Annotated in this window: 26 protein-coding genes; 14 read left to right on the top strand and 12 right to left on the bottom strand. The window is 67.6% G+C overall.

Annotated elements, in window-relative coordinates:
• Positions 1-26: 26 nt before the first annotated feature.
• Positions 27-2126, bottom strand: coding sequence for an NAD(+) synthase (locus tag AB0H00_RS02855; protein WP_357259731.1), 2100 nt, complete (start codon positions 2124-2126; stop codon positions 27-29).
• Positions 2127-2289: 163 nt separating this feature from the next.
• Here AB0H00_RS02855 and AB0H00_RS02860 point away from each other — a divergent pair, with 163 nt between their 5' ends.
• Both AB0H00_RS02860 and groL read left to right on the top strand, forming a co-directional pair.
• A complete protein-coding gene (locus AB0H00_RS02860) occupies positions 2290-2583 on the top strand; it encodes a hypothetical protein (RefSeq protein ID WP_357259734.1) in 294 nt (97 codons plus the stop codon).
• A 226-nt stretch (positions 2584-2809) separates the two neighbouring features.
• Positions 2810-4435, top strand: coding sequence for a chaperonin GroEL (groL, locus tag AB0H00_RS02865; RefSeq protein WP_357259737.1), 1626 nt, complete (start codon positions 2810-2812; stop codon positions 4433-4435).
• 88 nt (positions 4436-4523) lie between these two features.
• On the opposite strand, the gene AB0H00_RS02870 is transcribed toward groL, so the two are convergent.
• Positions 4524-5519 (bottom strand): superoxide dismutase, encoded by a 996-nt coding sequence (locus AB0H00_RS02870; RefSeq protein ID WP_357259740.1) that lies wholly within the window; start codon positions 5517-5519, stop codon positions 4524-4526.
• Between the two features lie 124 nt (positions 5520-5643).
• On the opposite strand from AB0H00_RS02870, the gene AB0H00_RS02875 reads away from it, so the two are divergent.
• On the top strand, positions 5644-6096 hold the full coding sequence (locus AB0H00_RS02875) for a MarR family transcriptional regulator (RefSeq protein WP_357259743.1): 453 nt from the start codon (positions 5644-5646) through the stop codon (positions 6094-6096).
• 145 nt (positions 6097-6241) lie between these two features.
• On the opposite strand, the gene AB0H00_RS02880 is transcribed toward AB0H00_RS02875, so the two are convergent.
• On the bottom strand, positions 6242-6931 hold the full coding sequence (locus AB0H00_RS02880) for a ZIP family metal transporter (protein WP_357259746.1): 690 nt from the start codon (positions 6929-6931) through the stop codon (positions 6242-6244).
• Between the two features lie 481 nt (positions 6932-7412).
• Here AB0H00_RS02880 and AB0H00_RS02885 point away from each other — a divergent pair, with 481 nt between their 5' ends.
• The 4 genes from AB0H00_RS02885 (at position 7413) to AB0H00_RS02900 (ending at position 9620) form a co-directional block, all read left to right on the top strand.
• Entirely contained in the window at positions 7413-7646 is a 234-nt protein-coding gene (locus AB0H00_RS02885; protein ID WP_357259748.1) for an HAD hydrolase-like protein, read from the top strand.
• Positions 7625-7843 carry a hypothetical protein gene (locus tag AB0H00_RS02890; protein WP_357259751.1) on the top strand — a complete coding sequence of 73 codons (219 nt, stop codon included), beginning with the start codon at positions 7625-7627 and terminating at the stop codon, positions 7841-7843. Before AB0H00_RS02885 ends, AB0H00_RS02890 begins: the two co-directional genes overlap by 22 nt.
• A gap of 240 nt (positions 7844-8083) precedes the next feature.
• On the top strand, positions 8084-8716 hold the full coding sequence (locus AB0H00_RS02895) for a TetR/AcrR family transcriptional regulator (protein ID WP_357259754.1): 633 nt from the start codon (positions 8084-8086) through the stop codon (positions 8714-8716).
• 46 nt (positions 8717-8762) lie between these two features.
• Positions 8763-9620 (top strand): alpha/beta fold hydrolase, encoded by an 858-nt coding sequence (locus tag AB0H00_RS02900; RefSeq protein WP_357259757.1) that lies wholly within the window; start codon positions 8763-8765, stop codon positions 9618-9620.
• Between the two features lie 156 nt (positions 9621-9776).
• Here AB0H00_RS02900 and AB0H00_RS02905 read toward each other — a convergent pair whose 3' ends face one another.
• Positions 9777-11834, bottom strand: coding sequence for a prolyl oligopeptidase family serine peptidase (locus AB0H00_RS02905; RefSeq protein WP_357259760.1), 2058 nt, complete (start codon positions 11832-11834; stop codon positions 9777-9779).
• 36 nt (positions 11835-11870) lie between these two features.
• A complete protein-coding gene (locus tag AB0H00_RS02910) occupies positions 11871-12410 on the bottom strand; it encodes a hypothetical protein (RefSeq protein WP_357259763.1) in 540 nt (179 codons plus the stop codon).
• Positions 12411-12628: 218 nt separating this feature from the next.
• On the opposite strand from AB0H00_RS02910, the gene AB0H00_RS02915 reads away from it, so the two are divergent.
• Positions 12629-13600 (top strand): membrane dipeptidase, encoded by a 972-nt coding sequence (locus AB0H00_RS02915; protein WP_357259765.1) that lies wholly within the window; start codon positions 12629-12631, stop codon positions 13598-13600.
• 7 nt (positions 13601-13607) lie between these two features.
• On the opposite strand, the gene AB0H00_RS02920 is transcribed toward AB0H00_RS02915, so the two are convergent.
• Positions 13608-14633 carry an NADP-dependent oxidoreductase gene (locus AB0H00_RS02920; RefSeq protein ID WP_357259767.1) on the bottom strand — a complete coding sequence of 342 codons (1026 nt, stop codon included), beginning with the start codon at positions 14631-14633 and terminating at the stop codon, positions 13608-13610.
• Positions 14634-14825: 192 nt separating this feature from the next.
• The gene (locus AB0H00_RS02925) at positions 14826-15923 is read right to left on the bottom strand and encodes an AraC family transcriptional regulator ligand-binding domain-containing protein (RefSeq protein WP_357259770.1); all 1098 of its coding nucleotides are present in this window, start codon (positions 15921-15923) and stop codon (positions 14826-14828) included.
• A gap of 132 nt (positions 15924-16055) precedes the next feature.
• Here AB0H00_RS02925 and lpdA point away from each other — a divergent pair, with 132 nt between their 5' ends.
• The 3 genes from lpdA (at position 16056) to AB0H00_RS02940 (ending at position 18707) form a co-directional block, all read left to right on the top strand.
• Positions 16056-17456, top strand: coding sequence for a dihydrolipoyl dehydrogenase (lpdA, locus tag AB0H00_RS02930; RefSeq protein ID WP_357259773.1), 1401 nt, complete (start codon positions 16056-16058; stop codon positions 17454-17456).
• 4 nt (positions 17457-17460) lie between these two features.
• Positions 17461-17886 (top strand): hypothetical protein, encoded by a 426-nt coding sequence (locus AB0H00_RS02935; protein ID WP_357259776.1) that lies wholly within the window; start codon positions 17461-17463, stop codon positions 17884-17886.
• Between the two features lie 119 nt (positions 17887-18005).
• Positions 18006-18707 (top strand): polysaccharide deacetylase family protein, encoded by a 702-nt coding sequence (locus tag AB0H00_RS02940; protein WP_357259779.1) that lies wholly within the window; start codon positions 18006-18008, stop codon positions 18705-18707.
• 65 nt (positions 18708-18772) lie between these two features.
• Here AB0H00_RS02940 and AB0H00_RS02945 read toward each other — a convergent pair whose 3' ends face one another.
• Both AB0H00_RS02945 and AB0H00_RS02950 read right to left on the bottom strand, forming a co-directional pair.
• Positions 18773-19189, bottom strand: a complete 417-nt coding sequence (locus tag AB0H00_RS02945) for a PPOX class F420-dependent oxidoreductase (RefSeq protein WP_357260415.1) — start codon at positions 19187-19189, stop codon at positions 18773-18775.
• 53 nt (positions 19190-19242) lie between these two features.
• Positions 19243-19641 (bottom strand): helix-turn-helix domain-containing protein, encoded by a 399-nt coding sequence (locus AB0H00_RS02950; RefSeq protein ID WP_357259782.1) that lies wholly within the window; start codon positions 19639-19641, stop codon positions 19243-19245.
• A gap of 98 nt (positions 19642-19739) precedes the next feature.
• On the opposite strand from AB0H00_RS02950, the gene AB0H00_RS02955 reads away from it, so the two are divergent.
• The gene (locus AB0H00_RS02955; RefSeq protein WP_357259785.1) at positions 19740-20591 is read left to right on the top strand and encodes an SDR family oxidoreductase; all 852 of its coding nucleotides are present in this window, start codon (positions 19740-19742) and stop codon (positions 20589-20591) included.
• A gap of 292 nt (positions 20592-20883) precedes the next feature.
• Here AB0H00_RS02955 and AB0H00_RS02960 read toward each other — a convergent pair whose 3' ends face one another.
• The gene (locus tag AB0H00_RS02960) at positions 20884-21261 is read right to left on the bottom strand and encodes a VOC family protein (protein WP_357259788.1); all 378 of its coding nucleotides are present in this window, start codon (positions 21259-21261) and stop codon (positions 20884-20886) included.
• A 127-nt stretch (positions 21262-21388) separates the two neighbouring features.
• On the opposite strand from AB0H00_RS02960, the gene AB0H00_RS02965 reads away from it, so the two are divergent.
• On the top strand, positions 21389-22162 hold the full coding sequence (locus AB0H00_RS02965) for a TetR/AcrR family transcriptional regulator C-terminal domain-containing protein (protein WP_357259791.1): 774 nt from the start codon (positions 21389-21391) through the stop codon (positions 22160-22162).
• Between the two features lie 9 nt (positions 22163-22171).
• Here AB0H00_RS02965 and AB0H00_RS02970 read toward each other — a convergent pair whose 3' ends face one another.
• Positions 22172-22705, bottom strand: a complete 534-nt coding sequence (locus AB0H00_RS02970; RefSeq protein WP_357260418.1) for a carboxymuconolactone decarboxylase family protein — start codon at positions 22703-22705, stop codon at positions 22172-22174.
• A gap of 228 nt (positions 22706-22933) precedes the next feature.
• Here AB0H00_RS02970 and AB0H00_RS02975 point away from each other — a divergent pair, with 228 nt between their 5' ends.
• A complete protein-coding gene (locus AB0H00_RS02975; protein ID WP_357259794.1) occupies positions 22934-23812 on the top strand; it encodes an NERD domain-containing protein in 879 nt (292 codons plus the stop codon).
• Between the two features lie 3 nt (positions 23813-23815).
• Here AB0H00_RS02975 and AB0H00_RS02980 read toward each other — a convergent pair whose 3' ends face one another.
• Entirely contained in the window at positions 23816-24523 is a 708-nt protein-coding gene (locus AB0H00_RS02980) for a GntR family transcriptional regulator (RefSeq protein WP_357259797.1), read from the bottom strand.
• Between the last annotated feature and the right edge of the window lie 7 nt (positions 24524-24530).

Below are 24530 nucleotides of genomic sequence, written 5' to 3' on the forward strand. Positions count from 1 at the left end.
CCGGGGCGTCGGAATGCGTTGCCGGGTCAAGCCTCCGGAACATTACGCGCCAGCTCGTCCAGCCAGGCCGCCGCCGAAGCGTCGCTCGGGGCGCGCCAGTCGCCGCGCGGCGAAAGCGATCCGCCGGAGCCGACCTTCGGCGCGTTCGGCAGCGTCGAGCGCTTGAACTGGCTGGTCTGCACGAAGCGGCGCAGGAATTCGGCCAGCCAGTGCTTGATCGTGGCCAGGTCGTAGGCATTGCGCTGGTCGACGGGCACGAGGTCGGGCCAGCGTCCGCGGTGCGGGTCGGACCAGGCGTGCCTGGCCAGGTAGGCGATGCGGCTCGGCAGATAGCCGAAGCGCAGCAGGTAGTACAGGTGGAAGTCCTGCAACTCGTACGGGCCGACCGTGGCTTCCGAACTCTGGCTCGGTGCCGAGGAGTCGGTGTGCGGAATCAGCTCGGGCGAGATCTCGGTCCGCAGCACCGAAGAGAGCACCTCGCCCGCTTCGGGGCCGAACTGGTCGGTGTCCACCGCCCAGGCGATCAGATATTTGATCAACGTCTTCGGTACCGAGGCGTTGACGCTGTAGTGCGCCATGTGGTCACCGACGCCGAAGGTGCACCAGCCCAGCGCCAGTTCGCTCAGGTCACCGGTGCCGACCACGAGCGCACCATGCTGGTTGGCCAGCCGGAACAAGTGCGAAGTCCGCTCGCCGGCCTGCACGTTCTCGTAGGTGATGTCGTACTGCGCCGCGCCGTCGGCCGCCGGGTGGCCCAGGTCGCGGAGCATCACGGTGGCCGAAGGGCGAATATCGATCTCCCTCGCCGTCACGCCGAGCGCGGCCATCAGGCGGTGCGCATCGGTCCTGGTTCTGGTGCTCGTCGCGAATCCGGGCATGGTGTAGGCGAGCACGTTCGCCCGCGGCAGGCCGAGCCGGTCCATCGTCTTGGCCGCCACGATCAGCGCCTGAGTGGAATCCAACCCGCCCGACACCCCGATCACCACGCGCTGTGATCCGGTGGCGCGCAGACGCGTGCTCAAGCCCTCCACCTGGATGTGGTGTACCTCGGCGCAGCGTTCGTTGCGCAACGCCGGATCAGCGGGGACATAGGGGAAGCGCTCGATATCGCGTTCCAGCGCGACCGGTCCGTCGGGGACCGGCAACTCCACCTCGACGCGTCGCAGCGCGACCAGCCGTTCCCGGTGGTCGTGCACGTTGTCGGCGAAGCTGGTGGTGCGCAGCCGATCCGCCGCGAGGCGCTGGAGATCGAGGTCGGCGGTGACCAGCTGCGGGTGATCGGAGAACCGCTCGCCCTCGGCTAGCAGGTCGCCGTTCTCGCAGACCAGCGCTTGTCCGTCCCAGGCGAGGTCCGTGGTCGACTCGCCGTGTCCGGCGGCCGAGTACAGGTACGCCGCGAGATAGCGCGCCGAATGCGACGTGCACAGCGCCCGCCGGTAGTCCGCCTTTCCGATCACGATATTGCTCGCGGACAGGTTGACCAGCACCGTCGCGCCCGCCAGCGCGGCGAACCCACTGGGCGGCAGCGGAACCCAACCGTCCTCGCAGATCTCCAGGTGGAACACGAACCCGTTCAGATTGCTCGCACGGAACAGCAGATCGGATCCGAACGGCGCCCGCTGCCCGGCGATCGTGATGTGGTCCTCCAGCGTCTCCCGTGCCGCCGCGAACTGCCGCTTCTCGTAGAACTCCCGATAGCTCGGCAGGTAGCTCTTCGGCGCCACTCCGAGCACGACCCCGCGGCAGATCGCGATCGCGCAGTTGAACAACCGGCCCTGCGTCCGCACCGGCGCTCCGACCACGAGCACAGTGTCGATCTCCGTGCTCGCCGCGACGACCCGCGCGAGCGCCGCCTCGACCGCCGCGTCCAGCGCGTCCTGATGGAACAGGTCGTCGGCGGTATACGAGGACAAGCCCAGTTCGGGAAAAACCGTCAGCACCACTCCGGCCGCCGCCGCCCGCGCCGCCAGCTCCAGCGTCTGCTCGGCGTTGTAGCTCGGATCCGCCACCCGGACCCGGGGCACGGCTACCGCCACCCGCGCGAACCCGTGTCGGTAGAGCGAATCGAATGGCACCTCGGCCACCACATCCCCCTTCGGGATCGACGCGAACTGATCGTGGTCCATCCGGAATCTACGCCGGGTCGGGTAAGTCGGCACGGCACCGCGGGCACCTCTCTCGCCTCGACAACGCTGTGACTTGCGATTTTGTCGAAGCATCCGGCTCTGGCGCGAGGGGGTCGGGTCCTCCGAACCGGGGAGGGGGACCACTGGCGGCTAAGCTATAGCAATGGCGGATGACACCGATTCCGACCTAATCGCGGGGGAGCGGCGCGCTGATCTTCTGCGTGCGCTGTCTTATGTGTCCACCGAGTCCCAGCCGGACGGCAGCTACATCGTGAACGGAGACCTCCCTCCGGACGTGGCGCCGCCGTTTATTCGCGCCATCATGCGGGTGGAGGCGGAGCTCCTGCTGCACGACGCCGAACTCGTCACCGTGGAGGGCGGCGAGCCCCGCACCCCGGAGGAACGGCGCACCGACGCGTTCGTCGCCTTGGTACTCCGTGTGGACGACCGTCCCTAGACCGCGGCCGCGGCGGCGGGTGACCTTGCACTCGTCACCCTCGAGTGCTAAAAAGGGCTTTGGCACTCTCTACCTGTGAGTGCCAGGTCGGGACGGTGAGACCGGGTTCCATCGACACCCTCGGTCGTCCGTCGCGGGCACCGAACCTGGCCAGCGTAAATAGGGCGATCCAACCTGCGGTCGCTCTGTGTGTCAGCCCCATATACATGTGGAGGATCTCAACGCAATGGCCAAGACAATTGCGTACGACGAAGAGGCCCGTCGCGGCCTCGAGCGGGGTCTGAACGCCCTCGCCGACGCGGTCAAGGTGACGCTGGGGCCGAAGGGTCGCAACGTTGTCCTGGAGAAGAAGTGGGGCGCCCCCACGATCACCAACGATGGTGTGTCCATCGCCAAGGAGATCGAGCTGGAGGACCCGTACGAGAAGATCGGCGCCGAGCTGGTCAAGGAAGTCGCCAAGAAGACGGATGACGTCGCGGGCGACGGCACCACCACCGCCACCGTGCTCGCCCAGGCGCTGGTGCGCGAGGGTCTGCGCAACGTCGCGGCCGGCGCCAACCCTCTCGGCCTGAAGCGCGGCATCGAGAAGGCCGTCGAGGCCGTCACCGCCAAGCTGCTCGACACCGCCAAGGAGATCGACACCAAGGAGCAGATCGCTGCTACCGCGGGCATCTCCGCGGGCGACTCGTCCATCGGTGAGCTGATCGCCGAGGCCATGGACAAGGTCGGCAAGGAAGGCGTCATCACCGTCGAGGAGAGCAACACCTTCGGCCTCCAGCTGGAGCTGACCGAGGGTATGCGCTTCGACAAGGGCTACATCTCGGGCTACTTCGTCACCGACCCCGAGCGTCAGGAAGCGGTCCTCGAGGACCCGTACATCCTGCTGGTCGGCTCGAAGATCTCGACCGTCAAGGACCTGCTGCCGCTGCTGGAGAAGGTCATCCAGGCGGGCAAGCCGCTGTTGATCATCGCCGAGGACGTCGAGGGCGAGGCCCTGTCCACCCTCGTGGTCAACAAGATCCGTGGCACCTTCAAGTCTGTCGCCGTCAAGGCGCCCGGCTTCGGTGACCGCCGCAAGGCGCAGCTCGCCGACATCGCCATCCTGACCGGTGGCGAGGTCATCAGCGAAGAGGTCGGCCTCTCGCTGGAGACCGCGGGCGTCGAGCTGCTCGGCCAGGCGCGCAAGGTCGTCGTCACCAAGGACGAGACCACCATCGTCGAGGGCGCGGGCGACGCGGAGGCCATCAAGGGCCGGGTTGCGCAGATCCGTTCCGAGATCGAGAACTCGGACTCGGACTACGACCGGGAGAAGCTGCAGGAGCGTCTGGCCAAGCTGGCCGGCGGTGTCGCGGTGATCAAGGCGGGCGCGGCCACCGAGGTGGAGCTCAAGGAGCGCAAGCACCGCATCGAGGACGCCGTCCGCAACGCGAAGGCCGCCGTCGAGGAGGGCATCGTCGCCGGTGGTGGCGTGGCCCTGCTGCAGTCGGCTCCGGCGCTGGACGAGCTGAAGCTCACCGGTGACGAGGCCACCGGCGCCAACATCGTGCGTGTCGCGCTGTCGGCTCCGCTGAAGCAGATCGCCTTCAACGCGGGCCTCGAGCCCGGCGTCGTCGCCGAGAAGGTCTCGAACCTCCCGGCGGGCCACGGCCTGAACGCCGACTCGGGCGAGTACGAGGACCTGCTGGCCGCCGGCGTTGCCGACCCGGTCAAGGTCACCCGTTCGGCCTTGCAGAACGCGGCCTCCATCGCGGCCCTGTTCCTGACCACCGAGGCCGTTGTCGCCGACAAGCCGGAGAAGTCCGCCGCCCCCGCGGCCGACCCGACCGGCGGCATGGGCGGCATGGACTTCTGAGTCCCGCCACTGCGTAACACCTCTCGAACCGGAAGCCGGTCCACCTTCGGGTGGGCCGGCTTCCGGCATTTCGGGGATGGCTGGTTGGTCAGATTCCGTCGATGGTGACGACCGCGAAGGGTGTCGTCGGGCTGCCCGGGCCCATGGGACCGCCCTTGTCGAACTGAGAGGAGACGATGAGCGTCCGGTCGCCGTTTCTGGCCAACGTGGTGGGGAGGCCGAGGGATTCGTCGGTGACTCGGCGCTCCTGAGTGGCGGTGGCGCCATCGTCGGAGACGGTCCAGCGGGCGATGGTGTCGATCGTGTTCTGGGCCACCCACAGCGTGTCGTCCCGCAGTTCCAGTCCGTCGCCCCTGGCGAAATCTCCGCCGCGCGCTGTCACCTTGGTGATCGGATTCGCCGCTGGTGTCAGCGCGATGCGGTACAGATCGCCGCCAGTCATATCGACCGTCAGCAGGTATCGGCCCGCCGGGTCGGCGACGATGCCGTTCAGGGTGCAGCCGCCCGGATTGCTCGGCTCGAGGACGGTGCGCAGGTCGAATTGTGGTGTCAGCTCGCCATGTCCGCCCTGTGTGGCGGCGGTCAGCTGGTCGGGGGTGACGCGATAGACGACCGGCCGTGCGCTGTCGGTCAGGTACGCCGTGCCGTCCGGTGTGATGGCGAGGTCATTCACGAAATGCGGGTCCGTGCCGGGCACGGTGAAGTCTGCAAGCAACGCACGGGTCGCGATGTCGTACACCGCGACTCCCGTGGTCGAGTCGGTCACCCACAGCCTGCCCTGCCGGTCGACTTTCAAGCCATTGGCGGTTTTGTGGCCGTTGGCGCCTTGGGGCAGGAAGACTTCGGCCTGGCGAGCTTCCCGCGTGGCTCGATAGACGGCGCCGGTGGTGTAGGAGCCCACATAGGTGTCTCCCGTGCGTGAATCTACCGCGATGCCTTCCGGGTAGGCGCGATCGCCGGGAATTTCATAGGCGGTGTGGACGTGGCCGGCGGGTGTGTCGGTCGAGCCGCAGGCGGCAAGCGCGGTGCAGGTGACCGCGGCAGCCAGGGCCGACATGAGGTGGTGCGGCAGTGCGAGAGACATCGGGTCTACCTCTTCGAGATCATGCAGTTGAATATAGTCACATTGAAGTGTGTATTCAAAGATAGATTAGAGCTCTAATTCTCGTCAAACTTCGAATCATATGACGTGCAGATATCATGCGGATATGACGTCCATGCCCGCCGCCGAACGCATCGGCTCGTACCTCAAGCGCGCCGAGCAGTCCCTGAACACGGCCAAGAACGCCGCGTTGAAACCGGCGGGCGTCACCGTCTCGCAGTACGCAGCGCTGCTGTACCTCAGCGAGAACCCCGGCATCTCGGCCGCTGCCCTCGCGCGGCTCTGTGGGGTGACCCCGCCCACCATGAACACCGTCCTGGGCAATCTGCAGGACCGCGGCCTCATCGAACGCACCCCGCACGCATGGCACAAGAACGTCCTGGAGACAGCGCTGACCGAGAAGGGAGCGACCGTGATGCGGGACGCGGACGCCCGCGCCATCCGCGTCGAACGCGCCCTGGCCACGGAATTCACCGCGGCCGAACAGGTAAGCCTGCAAGACCTACTCACCCGCTGCGCCGACAAACTCGACTCCATCCGCCCCGACCCGGTCGCATAATGGGCGCAGCCGGACCAAGTCCGCAGCCCACGCAGGGCCGAGTGAAGGCTCGAGGCAGCCGCTGCCGCACGATCTGCGCCGCATGACCTGGATCAGCGTTCTCCCGGCCTCCTGGACGGGGTTGTCACCGGCGCGCGCTGACCACTCAGCCGCCGAGCACGAAGGCGACTAGAAACCCTGCCGCCGTAGCCATTCCGATCCACCAGCCGCCCTCGCGGTAGGCCTCGGGCATCAGTGAGTCGGCGAGCACGGCGATCGTCGCGCCGCCCGCGAATGCCTGCACGATGCTGATGTGCGTCGGGGAAAGATTGTCCGACAAAGCGTTTCCGAGAACAGTGACCAGCACGAGCGCGACGGCGGTGATCGCCCAGAGCCAGAGGGCGCGGCTGCGTTCGAAGCCGTGTTGATCGCGCATCAGTGCGGCCCCGCTGATCGCCTCGGGGACGTTGCCGACGGCCACCGCCACCAGCAGCACAAGCCCGCCGCTCCCGGCGAGGGAGACGCCGAGCGCGGTGTTCTCCGGAACACCGTCGAGCACCGTGCCGAGCATCAGCGCCCAGCCGAGCGCGCGCGGTCCCAGTTTGTTCTCGATGAGATGGTTGGCCACCACATAGACGCCGGCACCCGCGAACAGGGCGAGCGCGGCGATCACTGCTCCCGCCTGGTGGAATGCCGGCTCGAAGAGTTCGGCGGACACCGCCGCGATCATGGTGCCCGCGCCGAAGGCCATCAGTGCGCCCAGCACCGCCTTCGGCAGCTGCCACCGCAACCCGATCGCGGCGCCGGCGACGAGCGGTGCGGCCGTCCCGAGTCCGTAGAGCAGCGCGGTCAGCATGAGATCACCCTAGGGCGGGGCAAATGCACCGGCCGCAGCGCGGCGAAGACACGGCCCCCGTCGGATCGTTGGTACCGGTAGCGCTTCGGCAGGGCAGGAGGTGTCGATGCGAGCCACGGGCGGTGGCGGGCGGCGTCATCGTGGTTGGGCGACGCCGCGGACCCGCGAAAGCGGTTTGCCGGGCATTTCTCACCAACGCCACGTCGCGGACCTGTGCCGAGATCGCGGAACGCCAGTGCGCCATCGGAATCAACGTAGCGCCCGCCGAGATCGCCGTCGCGGCGTGGCTCACCACCGAGTCGTGCGCCGCCGCTACCCAGGCGCGACCGTCTGGGTCCTGGACCACGGCGACATCGGCCCGACCTCACCGGTCTGGTGCTCGACGACCAGCCGGGCGTAGTGGTAATCGTCGGCACCGCGCGGAATTCACGCATCGGGAGCTGAGCCGAGTGGCTGAGCTGACGCTGAACGGCGCCCCGTCGTGGCCACGCACCGCGGACTCACCTGGGTGACGGCCGATGGGTTGCGCATCGACGCGGGCGCCTACCTGCCCGGCCTGGAGGCGGCCGGCAACGCGCGCATCGAAGTGGTCGGCAAGCCCCCTGCCCCCTGCTTCCGCACCTGGGCGGAACAGATGCGGCTCGACCCGTCGGAGGTGTCGATGATCGGTGACGACCTCATTCGGATGTGCTTGTGGCACAGGCGGTCGGGCTGACCGGCGTACTGGTGCGCACCCGAAAATTTCGGGCAGAGGTGCTCGACGCATCGGCCCACGCACCGAGCATGTCATCGACTCGGTGGCCGCGCTGCCCGCCCTCCTTGCCGACCGGGCGAATCGACCGTAACCGGCGAACGGGACTGTGCGCCAAAAAATTCTATATATCCCCTTTAAAATCAGCTGCAGTCGTGTAGGGTCTGAATATGGTCCATTTCGGCAAATGTCCAGTCACACGGTCGGATTGGAGCAGTCGAAGGCTTGTTTCCGTCGAGAGCGGTTGTTTACGCGCTAATGCATGGGTGGAACAAGGCAACTGATTCCACGAGGGTTCTAGCGCTCGGCCAACTTTCGGCTAACTCGGAGTCGGCCGAACGTTGTAACGAAGAGCCCGATCCATGACGATAGGTTCGGGCGCTTCTGTATTGTCTGGCCCAATGTCACAGGATGCGAATACGGGTCGAATGTATGCCGGGCAACCCGTAGAGGACCGGCAACGTCAGCGGCGTGCGCGTTTTCTGGAGTCAGGCCTGACGGTCTTCGCGCGCGACGGCTACGCCAATAGCTCGGTCGGCGCCATCTGTAAAGACGCCGGGCTCTCCTCACGGCAGTTCTACGAGGAGTTCACCGGTCGCGAGTCCTTACTCCTAGAGCTCTACGAACAGATCGACCGGGAGTCGCGCGACTCCGTGACGAAGGCGTTGGATGCGAAGTCCGACGCGAACGCGCTCGAAATCATCGACGCCTCGGTTCGCGCCTACGTCGAATCCATCGGATCCGATCCGCGCAAAGCGCGTGTCGCGCTGGTCGAGGTCGTCGGTGCAGGCCCGAAGGTGGAGAAGTACCGCCTCGAGCTGCGTCGGGTATGGGGCTCGCTGCTGGCGAGCGCAGCCGAGGACGCGGCCCGGCACGGCGAGATCCCGACCGGCGACTACGAGATGCGGGTGCTCGCGATCATCGGCGCTGTCAACTACGTGGTGGACTCGTGGAGCGGTGCGGACCCGCGCCCCCCGCTCGATGACGTGATCCGGGTGTTGAGCAGGGTGATCATCGGCGCGGTCGGCGCGTAGCGCGCGCGTGCGCGGCGGGGCACCGCAGGCGCGGTAGCGTGCGGACATGCAGACAGTTCCGATCCAGATGCCGGATGGCAGCACCGTGCCGGTTCGGCTTATGCCGGCCGAGGGCGTGCACCGGCATCCGGTCACGCCGGACGCGCCGCGCCCGGTCCTGGTGATCGTGCCTGGGCTCGGTGTGCCGGCGGGGTACTACGAGCTGTTCGGGTCGGGTCTGGCGGCGCGCGGGTTCGATGTGGCCATCGGCGAGCTGCGCGGCAACGGTGACAGCAAGCCGAAGCCGAGTTCCGCCAGCACCTTCGGCTACCACGAGCTGGTCTCGGTCGATTTCCCCGCGATCTTCGAGGTGGTCCGCGAACAATTCCCGGACAGCACGCCGTATCTGCTCGGCCACAGCATGGGTGGACAGCTCGCCGTCATGTACGCCGCGCGCATCCGTAGCAGGCTCGGCGGGCTGATCCTGATCGCGTCGGGAACTCCGTATTACCGTGGCTACCCAGGGCTTTCGAAACCTGGCATGCTGTTCGGGACGGCGGCGATCTCGCTGACCGCGAACCTGGCGGGCTTCTGGCCCGGCGACCGGATCTCGATGGGTTTCGGCCGCCAGTCCAAGGTGCTGGTCTCGGACTGGGCGAGGCTGGCGCGCACCGGCCGGTTCGTTCCGGTGGGGGCGGACATCGACTACGAGGAGCGGATCGCGCGGCTGAGGCTGCCCGTCCTGTCCATCACGATAACCGGCGACGATCTCACACCGCCCAGCTCCGCTGATCATCTGTTGGAGAAGCTGCCGAACGCCGAGGTGACGCGGTGGCGGCAGCCGGAAGAGCTGGGCCACAACGGCTGGATCCGGCAGTGCACCAGCACGGTCGACCAGATCGAGAAGTGGCTGCGCGATCGTTAGGGGCGTCAGGCGCTCGGCGAAGTCCGCGGACTGCGACGGGACGGTACGTGTCCGCCTGGGAATTCAGCAAGCGCATCGGTGGCGACGCGGACGTGCGCCCCGCCCCAGAAGAGATCGCGCACGAGGCGGCGACCCCTTCGGGCGGGGGCTGGACGGTTACCCGCGTCGTTCGATCAGCATCTGGGTGAAGAACTCGTAGATCAGCGCGGCTTGGAAGGCGGACTGCTTGTTGTCGGCGGCGCCGCCGTGGCCGCCTTCGATGTTCTCGTGGTACCAGAACTCGTGGCCCTGCTCCTCCAGCAGCGCGGCCATCTTGCGGGCGTGACCGGGGTGCACGCGGTCGTCCCTGGTCGAGGTGGTGAGCAGGATCGGAGGGTAGGCGAGGTCGGCGCGAGCATTCTGGTACGGCGAGTACTTGCCGATGTACTCCCACTCCTCCGGCTTCTCCGGGTCGCCGTACTCGGCCATCCACGAGGCGCCCGCGAGCAGCAGGTGGTAGCGCTTCATATCGAGCAACGGCACCTGACAGACGATCGCGCCGAACAACTCGGGATAACGGGTCAGCATGACGCCCATCAGGAGTCCGCCGTTGCTGCCGCCCACCGCGCCGAGCTGTTCGGCGGTGGTGATGCCGCGTGCGACGAGGTCTTTCGCGATCGAGGAGAAGTCCTCGTACACCTTGTGCCGGTTGGCCTTCTGCACAGAGGTGTGCCACTGCGGCCCGTACTCGCCGCCGCCGCGGATATTGGTCATCACCCAGGTGCCGCCGTGCTCCAGCCAGCCCATGCCGGACGCGCCGCTGTAACCGGGGGTGCGCGACACCTCGAAGCCGCCGTAGCCGGACATCACGGTCGGTCCGGGCGCACCCTTGCGGTCGCGATGCCGGACCACGAAGTACGGCACCATGGTTCCGTCGTCGGACTCGGCAAAGAACTGCTCGGTCTCGACACCGTCGGCGTCGAAGAAGCCCGGCTCCTGCTTGAGCTGCTCGGTGCGCCCGCCGACAGCGCTGGCCAGCAGCGTGGCCGGCGTGGTGAACCCGCTGGTGGTCAGCATGAATTCGTCGCCACCCTCCAGCGGGTCGAGGTTCGACACGCTGGTGGTCGCCATCGGCGGAGTGTCGGCCAGCGGCTCGCGCCGCCAGCCGTCGGCGCCCGGGGTCAGCACGTAGAGCTTGGTCTGCACGTCTTCGAGCGTGATCAGCAGCAGGTGGTTCTCGGTCCAGCCGTAGCCATGCAGCGAGGTGTGTGTGTCGGGAGTGAAGATCAGCTCGAATTCCCGGGCGCCGGCGAGGAACTTCTCGAAGTCGATGGCCAGCAGCGCGCCGGCGGGATAGCTGGCACCCCCCACCTCCCACGGCGACTTCAGCCGGACCAGCAGCCAATCCTTGTACCAGGATTCGCTCGCGTCGGTGGGGATGTCGAGATGGCGCAGCGTGCCGTCATCCTCGAGCAGGTAGACCTCTTCATTGAAGAAGTCGGTGGCGCGGCCGACGAAGTGCCGTTCGTAGCCCGGCGTACGGTCATACCCGGCTGACACCGCGACGTCACCGGTTTCACCCTCGAAAACCGTTTCCGCATCAGCCAATTCGGTGCCGCGCCGCCACCGCTTCGCGATGCGCGGATACCCGGAATCGGTCAGCGAGCCGGGACCGAAATCGGTGCCGACGTACACCGAGTCGATGTCGATCCAGTGAATCTCCGACTTCGCCTCCGGCAGGAAGTACCCCCCTTCGGCGGGATCGATGAACGCCTTGCGCTCCATATCGAACTCGCGCACCACCTTGGCGTCCGCACCGCCACGGGACAGGCTGATCAGAGCGCGGGACTGTTCCGGGCGCAGCACCGCGGGGCCGCCCCATACCCAGTTCTCGTCCTCGGCGGTGGCCAGCGCGTCCAGATCGATCAGCACGTCCCAGCCAGGGTTGTCCTTCACGTACTCGGCGAACGTGGTGCGCCGCCAGAGGCCGCGCGGGTGCTCGGCATCGCGCCAGAAGTTGTAGAGCCAGCGTCCGCGCCGCCCCGGGTAGGCGATCTTGGTGTCCGTGTCGAGCATGTCGAGGATGCGGCGCTCGAGCCCGCGGAACCGTTCCGACTTTGCGAAACGCTCGACCACGACGGCGTTGTGCGCGCGGGCCCAGTCCAGGGCGCGCTCGTCGGTCACTTCTTCGAGCCAGAGATAGGGGTCTGTCACATTCTGCTCAACACCGCTCATGCCCACATTGTTGCCGAGTGGCGCAACCGGGGATCATCAGGAGTGCGCTACGTCGACCACGACGCGCGACCCGCTGCCCGGTCCGTCCAGCCTGTGCACCTGGAACGGCAATCGAGCGCGCACGCCGAGTCCGACCGTGGTCTGCCCCTCGAACGATCCGGCCCAGGCCACCTGGCGGAAGGTCTGGTATCCGCCGACATCGGCCAGCTCGGCTCGGTTCTCGGGCCGGTAGGTGGCGTTGCCCGCGTCGTCGTAGGCGGGGGCGCCGACGACGATATTGAGCAACGCCCCACCGCGCAGCGGGACCACTGCTCCGGAGCCGTCCATGACGACCCGATCGACGTAGCCGACGTGATACCCGGTCGCCGATCCGGCAATGTCGAACACCAGTCGATCGAAGCATTCGTGCCGACCGGACCGCACCCCGGTGATCGGCGCGAGCGATCGGTCAGGACTCACCTTGGCCAGCGAATCCCAGGCCGATCCGCAGTCCGGGGCCGCGGCTGCCGGTCCTGGAGCGATCCAGCAGCCGACGAATGTCATGAGGGAGACGTACAGGAGAACCAAGCGACCCATGGTCGCACCGCCTTCGGGACGAAGGGAATGACGTACTGGTGCATCGGTCGTCGCGGACACTCTGTTACGAGTCCCGAAATACCGAAATGCGTTGGTGACGTGGGACGCTCGCCCGCCGCTGTCCGCGTAGCGATTCGATATTTGCTGGGCGCCGCCGCATGGTTCCGGCGGCCAGTAGGATCGCTGCTTCGAGGCCGATCCGACCAGGAGGTTCGAGGTTGCGACCGTTTCTCTGGGAGCAGCATTGCTGTCTGCCGCTGTCGCCCGCGGCGCGAATTTCCGACCTCGCGCGGTACCCGGCCGGGTCGTATCTGTCGGTGAACGTCGGATACTCCCGCCAGTCGACCGCCGACTCGCTGGCGCTGCTGCACCGGTTTCGCCGGGATGCGCAGGAAGACAGACGGTTTCGGCTGGTGCGCGGTGTCGAAGACATCGGCGGCGACACCATCGCGCTGGCGTTCGACCTGGAAGACTCCGGACCGCTCGGTGCAGATCTGGACAACGTCGAGCAGTTCTACGAGCTCGGCGTTCGCTCGCTGTTGCCCACCTACAACCACGCCAATGCCGCCGGTTGCGGCTGCCTGGACGCCGATGACACCGGGCTCACCCCCTATGGGCGCGATCTGGTACGCAAGCTCGATGAGGTCGGGATGTTCGCCGACGGATCGCACTGCTCGCGGCGCACCGGCCTGGAACTGTCCGAGCTGAGCGCGGCGCCGATGATCTACAGCCACTCGAATTTCGCCGCGCTGTGGGACCACCCGCGCAACATCACCGACGAGCAGGCCCGCGCGTGTGCCGCGACCGGGGGCGTGATCGGGATCAACGGCGTGGGGATCTTCTTGGGGCACAACGCCGTCGATGAGCGGGCCGAGCGAGTGGAGGCGATGGCGGCGCATATCGAATACGGGGCCGCGCTGGTCGGGATCGAGCACATCGGGGTCGGGTCGGACTATTCGTTCGACGCCGAGGACTTCAACGACGAGCTGAGGCAGAATCCGGACGCCTTCTCGGCGATGTACACCGCATGGGGTCCGCTGCAATGGGTTCCGCCGGAGGACCTGCTCGGCGCTACCGAGGTGCCCGGCCTGAACGCGGCGCTGGCCGGCCGCGGGTTCAGCGCGGCGGACCGGGCGGCGGTGTTCGGCGGCAATTTCGCACGGATCGCCGGGCAGGTCTGGCGGGCTTGACCGGAGATCACTGCAGCCGCACCAGCATCTTGCCGGTGTTGGCGCCGGACAGCACGCCGAGGAACGCGGCGGGCGCCTGCTCGAGTCCGTCGTAGACGGTCTCCTTGGTGCGCACAGTGCCGTCCGCGAGCCAGGCGGCGGCCGTGGCGATGTACTCCCCGAAGATAGGGAAGTAGCTGTTGACAAGCATGCCGCGCAGCGAGAGTTCCATGGTCGCGGCACGATACAAGTCCGGACCGGCTTCGCCGTCGGCCCCGTTGTATCCACTGATGGCACCGACCAGCGCGATCCTGCCTTTGCGGCGCATGGCCTCCACCGCGACGCGCAGGTGTTCGCCGCCGACGCTGTCGAGGTAGACGTCGATACCCTCGGGTGCGGCCGCGGTCAGCTGTCCGGCCAGATCACCCTTCCGGTAGTCCAGAGCGGCGTCGAAGCCGAACTCGTCGAGCAGCAGCGCCGTCTTCGCCGCTCCGCCTGCCGATCCGATGACCCGCGCCGCGCCGAGCGCCTTGGCGATCTGCCCCGCGACGCTGCCCACCGCACCCGCCGCCGCGGAGACGAATACGGTGTCGCCCGGCTCGACCCGCGCCACGTCGGTCAACGCCGCATAGGCGGTGAGGCCGGTGGTGCCGAGCGCACCGAGGTAGTGCTGCGGCGCGGCGAGCGCGATGTCGATCGGCGTGGCGGTCGCGGCGTCAACGACCGAGTAGTCCCGCCAGCCTGCGAAGTGGGTGACCGGCACGCCTACCGGGAGGCCCGGAGCGGCCGACGCGATCACCTCGCCCACCGCCGAGCCCTCCAATGCCTCACCCAGCTGGAACGGGGAAATGTAGGATGGGCGATCGTCCATCCGGCCACGCATGTAGGGGTCGACCGACATCCAGGTGTTGCGCACCAGGATCTGGCCCTCGGCGAGCTGCGGGATCGGCCGTGCGACCAGCGCGAAGTGGTCCGCCGTCGGCACGTCGGTGGGCCGCGCGGCCAGCTGGAACTCACGCGCGGTGGTCGGTAGGGCGAGGGTGGTCTGCGTCATGACACTGCCTTCTCTGTGGAGCTGTCCGTCTCTGTCCGATCCGGTACCGATGACGTTATGAGCGCCGTGGCTTCGCTCCCAGGTCCTGCGGCGCCACCGACCGGTCCCTGCGCGCCAACCGCGCCGGATCATCGAACTGATCGCCGGCCCAGCGCATCGGATCGCTCGTCGGGGCGATAGTGATCGCGGCGGTTACCGCGCTCGTGCCCGCGACGGCGGCGAGCCGCTCCACCGACGGTAGGCTTTGCGCAGCGCGCGGTCGTCGGCGAACCCGAGCCGCCCCGCGATCGCCGCCGTCGTCAGGCGTCCTTCCGCCAGCAGGGTTCGCGCCCGTGCGTAGCGGAGGAGATCGTATTCGTGCCGCCACGTGGTGTCCGCGTCGGCCAGTTGGCGTTGCAGCGTGCGCGTGCTCACCGCCAGGCGGCGTGCGACCGAGGCAAGAGACGGTTCGCCGTCATCGATCGCCGCGGCGAGCGCTATCCGAAACGTCTCCAGCGGCCCCGGGACCGGGCGCGCGGCGGCCAGGACAAGGTCGGCGTGGCTGCGCAGGAGGTCGGCGAGCACCGGATCGGCGCGCGGTAGCGGGGCGGTGGCGTCGGCCGCGGTGAAGGTGATCGCGTCGGCGGGTGCGTCGAATTCGATGTGTGCGGTACCGAAGGCTTCGACGAGGATGCGATGGTCGGCCGGTGCCGAGCGGCTGAATGTGACGCGTTCGGGAACCACGGGTCGTCCGGTGGCCTCGCGGGCCCGGCGCAGGTAGTAGGCGAGCACGTACTCGTTGATCACCGCGACCGCGGCCGGGTCGCCCGCGGTCGTGCGGTAGCCGATGGTGACCGCGCCGTCGTCGTCCAGGTCGAAGCCTTCGGCCGCCGCGGTGACCAGCCGGTGGTACGGCTGGGCCGTGCGCAGCGCATCGGCTAGGGTCGCCCCGTTCGTGACGAGATAGTCCCAGGTGTTGAGCGTGCCCAGCGGTGCGGCGTCGACAACTGCGAGCCCGGCGCCCGGCACGGTACGCGTCCGCGCGAGCAGTTCCCACAGCCGAACCAGCGAGCGCAGCGGGATCCGGTTCAGCTCGCCGCCCAGTGCCGCGTCGTCGACGCCGGGAACGGCGGCGATCCGGTCGGCCCCGACTCCTGCGCGCAGTGCGGTGTCGCGGACCAGCCGGGTCAGATGGGTGGAGGCGGTCCCATCCAGCAGATCCGGCCGCGGAATCCCGGCGCCGTCCCTGGTGGGTGTCGAAGGGCCGGGCGCGGGGACGGAGACCGGACCGCCCGATCCACCACTGCTCACGCGCCCAGACTAGCCGCGAGAACCTACTTGACCTGCACCGTCGATGGGTCGGTCTCGGTCAGATGTGGCGGGGCTCTCACTGTGGCGGGGACCGGTGGGTGAAGTTCACCCGGCGGAGCTAGGCTCGCACCTGTGACTTCCCATTACGATGTTGTTGTTCTCGGTGCCGGTCCAGGCGGTTACGTCGCCGCCATTCGTGCGGCACAGTTGGGCCTGCGTACCGCGATCGTCGAGCAGAAGTATTGGGGTGGGGTGTGCCTCAATGTGGGCTGCATCCCGTCCAAGGCGCTGCTGCGGAATGCGGAACTGGCACACATCTTCACCAAGGAGGCGAAGACCTTCGGCATTTCCGGTGAGGTGAACTTCGACTTCGGCGTCGCGTTCGACCGCAGCCGCAAAGTCGCGGACGGCCGGGTCAAGGGCGTCCATTTCCTGATGAAGAAGAACAAGATCGACGAGTTCGACGGCAAGGGCACCTTCACCGGACCCAACTCGCTGTCGGTCGAGCTCAGCAAGGGCGGCACCGAGGCGGTCACGTTCGACAACGTGATCATCGCGGCGGGCACCGTCACCAAGCTGCTGCCCGGCACCCGGCTGAGCGCGAACGTGGTCACCTACGAGGAGCAGATCCTCACCCGCGACCTGCCCGGCTCGATCCTCATCGTCGGCGCCGGCGCGATCGGCATGGAGTTCGGCTACGTCCTGAAGAACTACGGCGTCGACGTGCGGATCGTGGAGTTCCTCGACCGTGCCCTGCCGAACGAGGACGTGGACGTCTCCAAGGAGATCACCAAGCAGTACAAGAAGCTGGGCATCACCATCACCACCGGTGCGGCGGTGCAGTCGATCGACGACGACGGCGCCAAGGTGACCGTCTCGATCAAGGACAACAAGACCGGCTCGATCGAGACCGTCACCGTCGACAAGGTGCTGCAGGCTGTCGGCTTCGCGCCACGCGTCGAGGGCTACGGCCTCGAGACCACCGGTGTGCAGCTCGAGCGTGGCGCCATCGCGATCGACGACAACATGCGCACCAGCGTGCCGCACATTTACGCCATCGGTGACGTCACCGCGAAGCTGCAGCTCGCGCACGTCGCGGAGGCGCAGGGTGTGGTCGCGGCCGAGACTATCGCGGGCGCGGAGACCGTCACCCTCGGTGACTACCGGATGATGCCGCGCGCCACCTTCTGCCAGCCCCAGGTCGCCAGCTTCGGCTTGACCGAGCAGCAGGCCCGCGACGAGGGCTACGACGTGAAGGTCTCCACCTTCCCGTTCACCGCCAACGGCAAGGCGCACGGCCTGGGCGACCCGACCGGTTTCGTCAAGCTCGTCGCCGACGCCGAGTACGGCGAGCTGCTCGGCGGTCACCTCATCGGACCAGATGTGTCGGAGCTGCTGCCCGAGCTCACGCTTGCGCAGAAGTGGGACCTGACGGTCAACGAGCTGACCCGCAACGTGCACACCCACCCGACCCTCAGCGAGGCCCTCCAGGAGGCCTTCCACGGCCTGGCCGGGCACATGATCAACTTCTGATTGCGTGTCGTCCTCGAACGGCCCGGGCGGTCATGCGCGACCCGGGCCCTTCGCGCGGCTGCTGCTCTGCGCCGTGCTCGGCGGCTGTGCCACGCTGGCGATCGTCCTCGCTGACACCGGCCTCCACCGGTTCGAGGCGGTGCAGCGCATGGCGCAGCCGGAGCACGTCGAGTATCCCGAGGACACCGCAACCCATTACGTGGGCATCGTGCGGAAACGCAGCTGGCTGCTCGGCCGTCCCCAGACCTACGAGGTGTACGCCGGCCGGTCCCCCGATCTGGTCTACGGACATTTCGTCGAGATCGCCATCACCAACGTCGAGCGCCCCGTCCTGCGGGAGGCGGACTGGCGGCCGGAAGGCGTACACATCCGATTCGAATCGGGTCACGAGTTGTTCGTTCCCGCGAAGTCATTCCTCGGCGGACGCTGAGCGGGACCCCCGTGCCGTCTTTCGAGCGGCGAGCCTCTCGGCTTCTCGGGCAAGGGTTTCCGCGCCGGTAGGAACTTCGGAATTCGGCGTCGGCCCCGGTGGTCTGCTATACAGCGAGCATGCTTCGCAGATTGCTGCTCGGAAGTATTCCGGTGCTCGTCGTCGTGGTGCTGGTCGGGATGGGCAGCTACTACCTGATGAACGCCCGTACCTTCCAGCTGGGTGGTCACGTGGTGAGCCGGGTGGACACCGACGAGAAAGTGGTCGCGCTGACCTTGGACGACGGGCCATCCGACCGTGCGCCCGAGGTGCTGAAAGTCCTTGCCGACGCCCAGGTTCCGGCTACGTTCTACCTGAACGGCCGTGATATCGCCGCGCATCCCGAGCAGGGGCGGGCGATCGCCGCGGCAGGCCACGAGATCGGCAACCACACCTATTCACATCGGCGGATGGTCTTCGTCACCCCCGGGACGGTCCGTGACGAAGTGGAGCGCACCGACGCCGAGATCATGAAAACCGGTTACGTCGGGCCGATCACCTTCCGCCCGCCCTACGGCAAGAAGCTCGTAATGCTGCCGCACTACCTTGCCGAGCACAACCGCGTCACCGCGATGTGGGACGTCGAACCCGATTCCGGCAAGGACGCGACCGCGGACGGGATTGTCGCCGAAACCCTCGACAAGGTCCGCCCCGGCTCGATCATCCTGCTACACGTGATGTACGGGCCCACCGCCGCACTGGCCGCCATACCCCGCATCATCGCCGAATTGCGTTCCGCGGGCTATCGTTTCGCCACGGTGTCCGAACTGATGTCCCGCTGAGCGATCGGCGGCGCTCGACCGACTCGCTCCGGCATCCGCACGGGCCCGGCCCAGCGGTTGGCCCCTCAGAGCATGCCGTAGGCGTGTGTCGGGGTGAGTAGGACCATTGCGCGGCGGTCGGCGACCATCGCGGTGCGGTATTCGGCCCAATCCGGGTGTTCGCCGGAGGCGGTGCGGTAGTAGTCGACGAGGGCGTCGACCGTGGCGTCGTCGGGGGAGGCGGCGACAGCGGTGACTTCCACCGTGCCTTCGAGAACCACGTAGGCGAAGAAGTCGTCGCGGGTGATGTGAACGGCGGCCCATGGGTCGCGAATCAGGTTGTGATACTTGGCGCGGTCGGCGGTGATGGAGATGCGAAGGCGGCCGTCGTCGCCGACGACGTGCAACACGTTGGACAGTTGCGGGCGCCCGTTGCGGCGGATCGTGGTGAGCACGGACCTGCGGTGGTCCCGTGCGAAATCGACTGCGGCGGCGAGTTCCATGCCCATGTAACCGCCGGTGTCGGCGGTCTCTTCCCGTACGCGCGGCGATTCGCTCAGTCGCGGTGGTAGGCCGCCTGCGCTTCGTGGACGCGCGGCATGTTCGTTTCGACCAGCTGGATGAGTGCTTCCAGGGCCGCGGCTACCTCGGCGCCCAGTTCTGTGAGGGTGTACTCGACGCGCGGAGGAATGGTCTCGTGTACCTCGCGGTGCACCATGCCGTCGCGCTCGAGCGCCTGCAGGGTCTGCGACAGCATGCGCTCGCTCACGCCGTCGACCCGCCTGCGCAGGGCGCTGAATCGGTACGGACCTTCGCGGAGCGCGACGAGTGCCAGGGTGCCCCAGCGGCTGGCCACATTCTGTAACACCGGCCGTGACGTGCAGTTCCTGGCGAAGACATCGGCTTCCAGCGCGGGATCGTCGCCGTCCGCCGACACGGTTCGCTGGGGGCTCATGATTCCGATAGTACCCAGCTCGATGAAAGTAGTGTAGAAATGTTCAGTACTTACTATTTGTTAGTACTAGCAGAACCGTACATACCTTGGAGGTAGTCATGACCGTCGCAGTGACCGGGGCCAGTGGACAGCTGGGCCGACTTGTGGTGGAGGCGCTGGTGCGCGAGGGATCGACACCGGTCGTCGCGATTGTGCGCGACCCGCGGAAGATCGCCGACCTGGTCGAGCATGGCGTCGATGTCCGGAAGGCCGACTATGACGACGTGGCGGCGCTGGACAAGGCGCTCGACGGCGTCGACCGGGTGCTGCTGGTCTCCGGCAACGAATTCGGTGCGCGTGTAGCCCAGCACACCAACGTCATTCGCGCCGCCGAACGTGCAGGCGTCGAGCTGCTCGCCTACACCAGCATTCCGAACGCGACCGACAATCCGCTGATTCTCGCGCAGGAGCACAAGGGGACCGAGGCGGTGCTCGCCGAAGCGACGGTGCCGCACGTCATTCTGCGCAACGGCTGGTACTGGGAGAACTACCTCGGCGGCCTCGCGCACGCGGTGGAGTCGGGCGTGCTGCACGGCGCCGCGGGCGAGGGGCGGGTGGCGGGCGCGGCGCGCGCCGACTACGCCGAGGCGGCAGCCAGGGTGCTCACCACGGACGGTCACGCGGGACAGGTTTATGAACTCGGAGGCGACGAACGGCTCACCTACGCCGAACTGGCACAGGCGATCTCGCAGGCAGCGGGCAAGCCGGTGCGCTACGAGAATCTGCCGGAGGCGGATTACGCGGCGGGGCTCGTCCAGGCGGGGCTGCCCGCCGCCTACGCCAACGGACTCGCCGACGCCGACACCGGCGTCGCCCGAGGCATTCTCGATGTGCAGTCCGGCGATCTGCAGAAGCTGCTCGGCCGCCCCGCCACCTCGGCGGTCGAGGTATTCCGCGGTGCGCTCGGTTGAGGTAAGCGTCCTGGCGCCCGCCGCTTTCGTGACGTAGCCGCAACGACGTCACGGCCGCAAGGGCTAGTGGCGAATGCTCGGTGCTGCCGCGGTTGAGCACCGCACGCCACCGCTTCGGCACAACCCCGATTTTTCGAGCGGAGCGAACGGAGCGAGAACGAGCATTGCCCCTTCGCGGCCCGGCTCGCGTCCAAGCGGCCGACGTGTTCGCGACGAAGTCGCCGGCGTCGCCTGCTTGAACGCGAGCCGAGAGGGGCCGCGAACACGCCCCGCCCGCGCGGCCGAAAACACGTCACATCCACTGCACCAGTTGGATGACGATCCCGTTCGGATCGCTCATCTGGAAGTACCGTTCGCCCCACTCCTCGGTCTCGACGGGCGTTACGATCGGCACCCCCTCGCCGCGCAGCCGGGTGTATTCGGCATCGATGTCGTCCACGACGAACACCACGAGCAGTCCTTCGCCCGCGCTGCCCGCCGCGCTCTTCGGCTTGAATGTCGCCAGCCCGGTGCGCAGGTAGATCACGTTCAGCCCAGCGTCGGGCCGGTCCAGGGAAACGAAACCGTCGGCCGACATCTTCTCCTCGAATCCGAGGTGGTCGACGAGAAACTTCGCCGAGGCCTGCGGGTCGGGAACGTTGAGTGAGATGGCGGAAGCGGTGATGTTCATATGTCCTCCTCGGTTGCCGACATAATTCTATACTAAGTACGTTGTACTTTGTAGACTAAACTGCCCCGTTCGTGCTATGAGTTGAATCACGTCGATACGATCGGGGTTCGATCGGATCGGAGGCAGCGTGGGACAGCCGAAGGAGCGCAGCAGCGCGGGCGACCCCGTGCGCACTTTGGAGTTGCTGTGGCGGGTTCCGGCGAGCCCCGGCCGCGGGCCGAAGCAGCGCAGCAGCGTCGAGGCGGTGGTCGCGGCGGCGATCGCGATCGCCGACTCGGCGGGCATCGGTGCGCTCACCATGCGCGCGGTCGCCACCGAACTGGGCCTGACCCCGATGGCCACCTACACCTACGTGCCGGGCAAGGCGGAATTGGTCGACCTCATGCTCGACACGGTGTACGCGGAAATGGAGCGCGCCGATCTGACCGGCCTGTCCTGGCGTGAACGAGTCACTCTCGTCGCCGCGGAGAACCGCGCCATGCTGGCGCGCCATCCGTGGGTCGCCTACCTGCCGACCACCCGTCCGCCGCTCGGCCCCGGCCTCGTCGCGAAATACGACCACGAGCTGCGGGTGTTCGACGGTCTCGGTCTCGATGACGTCACGATGGACGCCGCCCTGACATTCGTGCTCGGTTTCGTCACGTCCATCGCCCGCATCGCCATCGATACCGAGCGTGCCGCCGCAGACAGTGCGATGTCCGACCGACAGTGGTGGGAACGCGCCGCCCCGCTGCTGGAGCAGGTCTTCGACGTGCGGCGCTATCCGCTGGCCGCACGTGTCGGCGCGGCCGCGGGCCGAGTCCACGACGCCGCCTACAGTGCTGACCACGCCTATGAGTTCGGGCTGGCGCGAGTGCTGGACGGGCTGGCCCGCCACATCGAGGGGACGCGCGCCCCCTGATGCCGGGACCTAGACGCCGTCGCGCTGGATGCGCAGGGCGGTGATAGTGGCCGCGAGACCCTCATATTGGTTGACGAGCAAGACGATTTCGATCAGGCGGCGCTCGTCGTAGTGTTCCGCCAGCGCGGCCCACGTCTCGTCGTCGAGGTCGCGCGTTTCTACCAGCTGGTCCACTGCGGTGAGCAGCGCCTGGTGCTTGTTCGACCAACCCTCCGCGCCCGGTCCCCCGCGCAGCCGATCGAGAATCTCTGTGGTCACACCGGCTCGCCTGCCGAGCCGGATATGATGGTCCATCTCATAGTCACACCCGCGCAGGTGCGCGACGCGAATGATGACCAGCTCCGATTCGAGGCGCGGCAGCCGCCCACCCGGCATGAGCTTGCCCGAATAGTGCAGCCAGCCGCGGAACAGGCCCCGCGTGCGACCGAGCGTGCTGAACAAGTGCGCGTCGTCGGTACCCGCGGCGCGGGAAAGTAGCTGCCAGGCAACCCAGTTGATCGGGCCGAGTTCCCGGAGTCGTCCGGGCGAAATGCGTGGTCGCAGCGCTGAAACCATGCTTGGTCGCCACCTCCGCGTGGTGTGTGCGGCCGGCGCCGGTGCCGGCCGAGTTGTGAGCCTACCTTGCGGTAGCCCTCGGATCGCGGAAGCATTCTTATGCTTTCCAGTGGTTTTCGGCGGCGTACACCGTCATCATCAGTACCGGTGCGAGTCGCCGCGGCCACAAAGGGATGCCCGCACCCAGGTGTACGCAACAGGTCGGCAGGGGAACAGATGCTGGTGAGGGTCAGGTCCGGAGCGCAGCTTTCCGGCGCCGAGCAGGAATTCGTCGCGTGCCTGCGGTCGTATCCGACGACCGGGCTCGCCATGATCGACCTGGAGGCGGACAACCGGCGGATCGACGCGGTGGTATGGACGCCGCGGGGGCTCACCGTGCTCGAGGTACACGGGTTCGAACGCAGGCAGAGCGGCATCCTCAGCATTCCCGCCGACGGACCGTGGAAGATCAGCGACGCCCCGGTGCAGCTGGACGACCTCGGTTCCGGAAGCCCGTCCGCTCGAGTGGAACACGGCATCTACGCCGTGAAGCACATGCTCGAGCGGTCGCTGCAGGACCCGGGGCACATCAGCGGAGCCGTCGTGCTCATTCCATTTCGTGGCGCGGTGGTGCGCCCTTCGCGCACCACCCTGCGGCCCGGGCTGGATGTCGTCGTCGGCAATGTCGCGGACGCGACCGAGCTGCGCATCTATCTGGAGGGGTTCTCCGCGGGCCCGCGCAATTGGACCGCGGACCGGGTGATCGGCGCGTGTAACGCGCTGGGCCTCGCCGACCTTGTCCCGCCCCGCACCGAGCTGATCGACGCGGGATTCGAGGAGAACGTGCCGGAGGCGACGACCACCATCGCGCGCCAACCGAAACCGCGAGTGGAGCCGACTCCGGGTGTCGCGACCAGACAACAGGCATACGCGGGCTGGACCGTGGTCGCCGTCGCGGTTGTCGGCATGGTGCTCGTGCTCGGAGTGATCGCCACCGCGCTGGCCCACGATTCGGCGCAGCAGGCCCCGGCGGCCGACACCACCACGATAAGTCCGACACCATCGCCGCCGCCGCACCGTCCGGCCGAGTGCTGGCCGTTCCAACCGAACTGCTGAACGTCAATCCCGCACGGCCCTGCCCAGTTTGGTGAGCCGCAGCGCGTGCTGCGCTCGGGCGAGCACATGTGCCCGCGAGGTATCGATATGGGTGGTGAGAGTCTCGAGCGCGGCGTCGACCGCCCCGGTCAGCAAATGCTCCGCGATGGCGATGTGCTCGGCGGTCATCGTGGCGATCCGGTCCGGGGTGGGTAGATCCAGTGTGCGCACCGGGCGTACTCGGACGTGCACGGCGGCGAGCGCGTCGGCAAGGGCGGCATTGCCCGCCGCGGCCAGCAACGTGGTGTGGAATCGTTCGTCGGCGGCCACCAGCCCGGGGCCGGGCTCGGGCGGATCGTCGCGCGAAGCGCGCCATATTTCGAGTTCCGCGTGCACCAGATCCAGGTCGTGCGCGGGTGTCGACCCGGGTCCTCCGGTCCGCACCCGCTGCATTCCCCTGGCCTCCAACACAATCCGCAACTCGTAGAGATGATCGAGTTCATCCAGCCGAGGCCGGTACGGGTACAGGCCGTCGGAGAGTCGCTCGACCAGCCCCTCGGCTTGCAACCGCGCCAGCGCCTCGCGCACCGGGGTGCGCGACACCTCGTAGATCTCGGCGAGACGTTCTTCGCCGAGCCGTTCGGTCGGCACAATCGCTCCGGTGGCCAGATCCCGGCGCAGCGAGTCGTACACGCGCTCGCTCAACGGGATCCGACCCCTGTGGCGGGTCATGGCGGCG

It is taken from the genome of Nocardia sp. NPDC023852 (assembly GCF_040639505.1).
In the GTDB taxonomy this organism is placed as follows: Bacteria; Actinomycetota; Actinomycetes; order Mycobacteriales; family Mycobacteriaceae; genus Nocardia.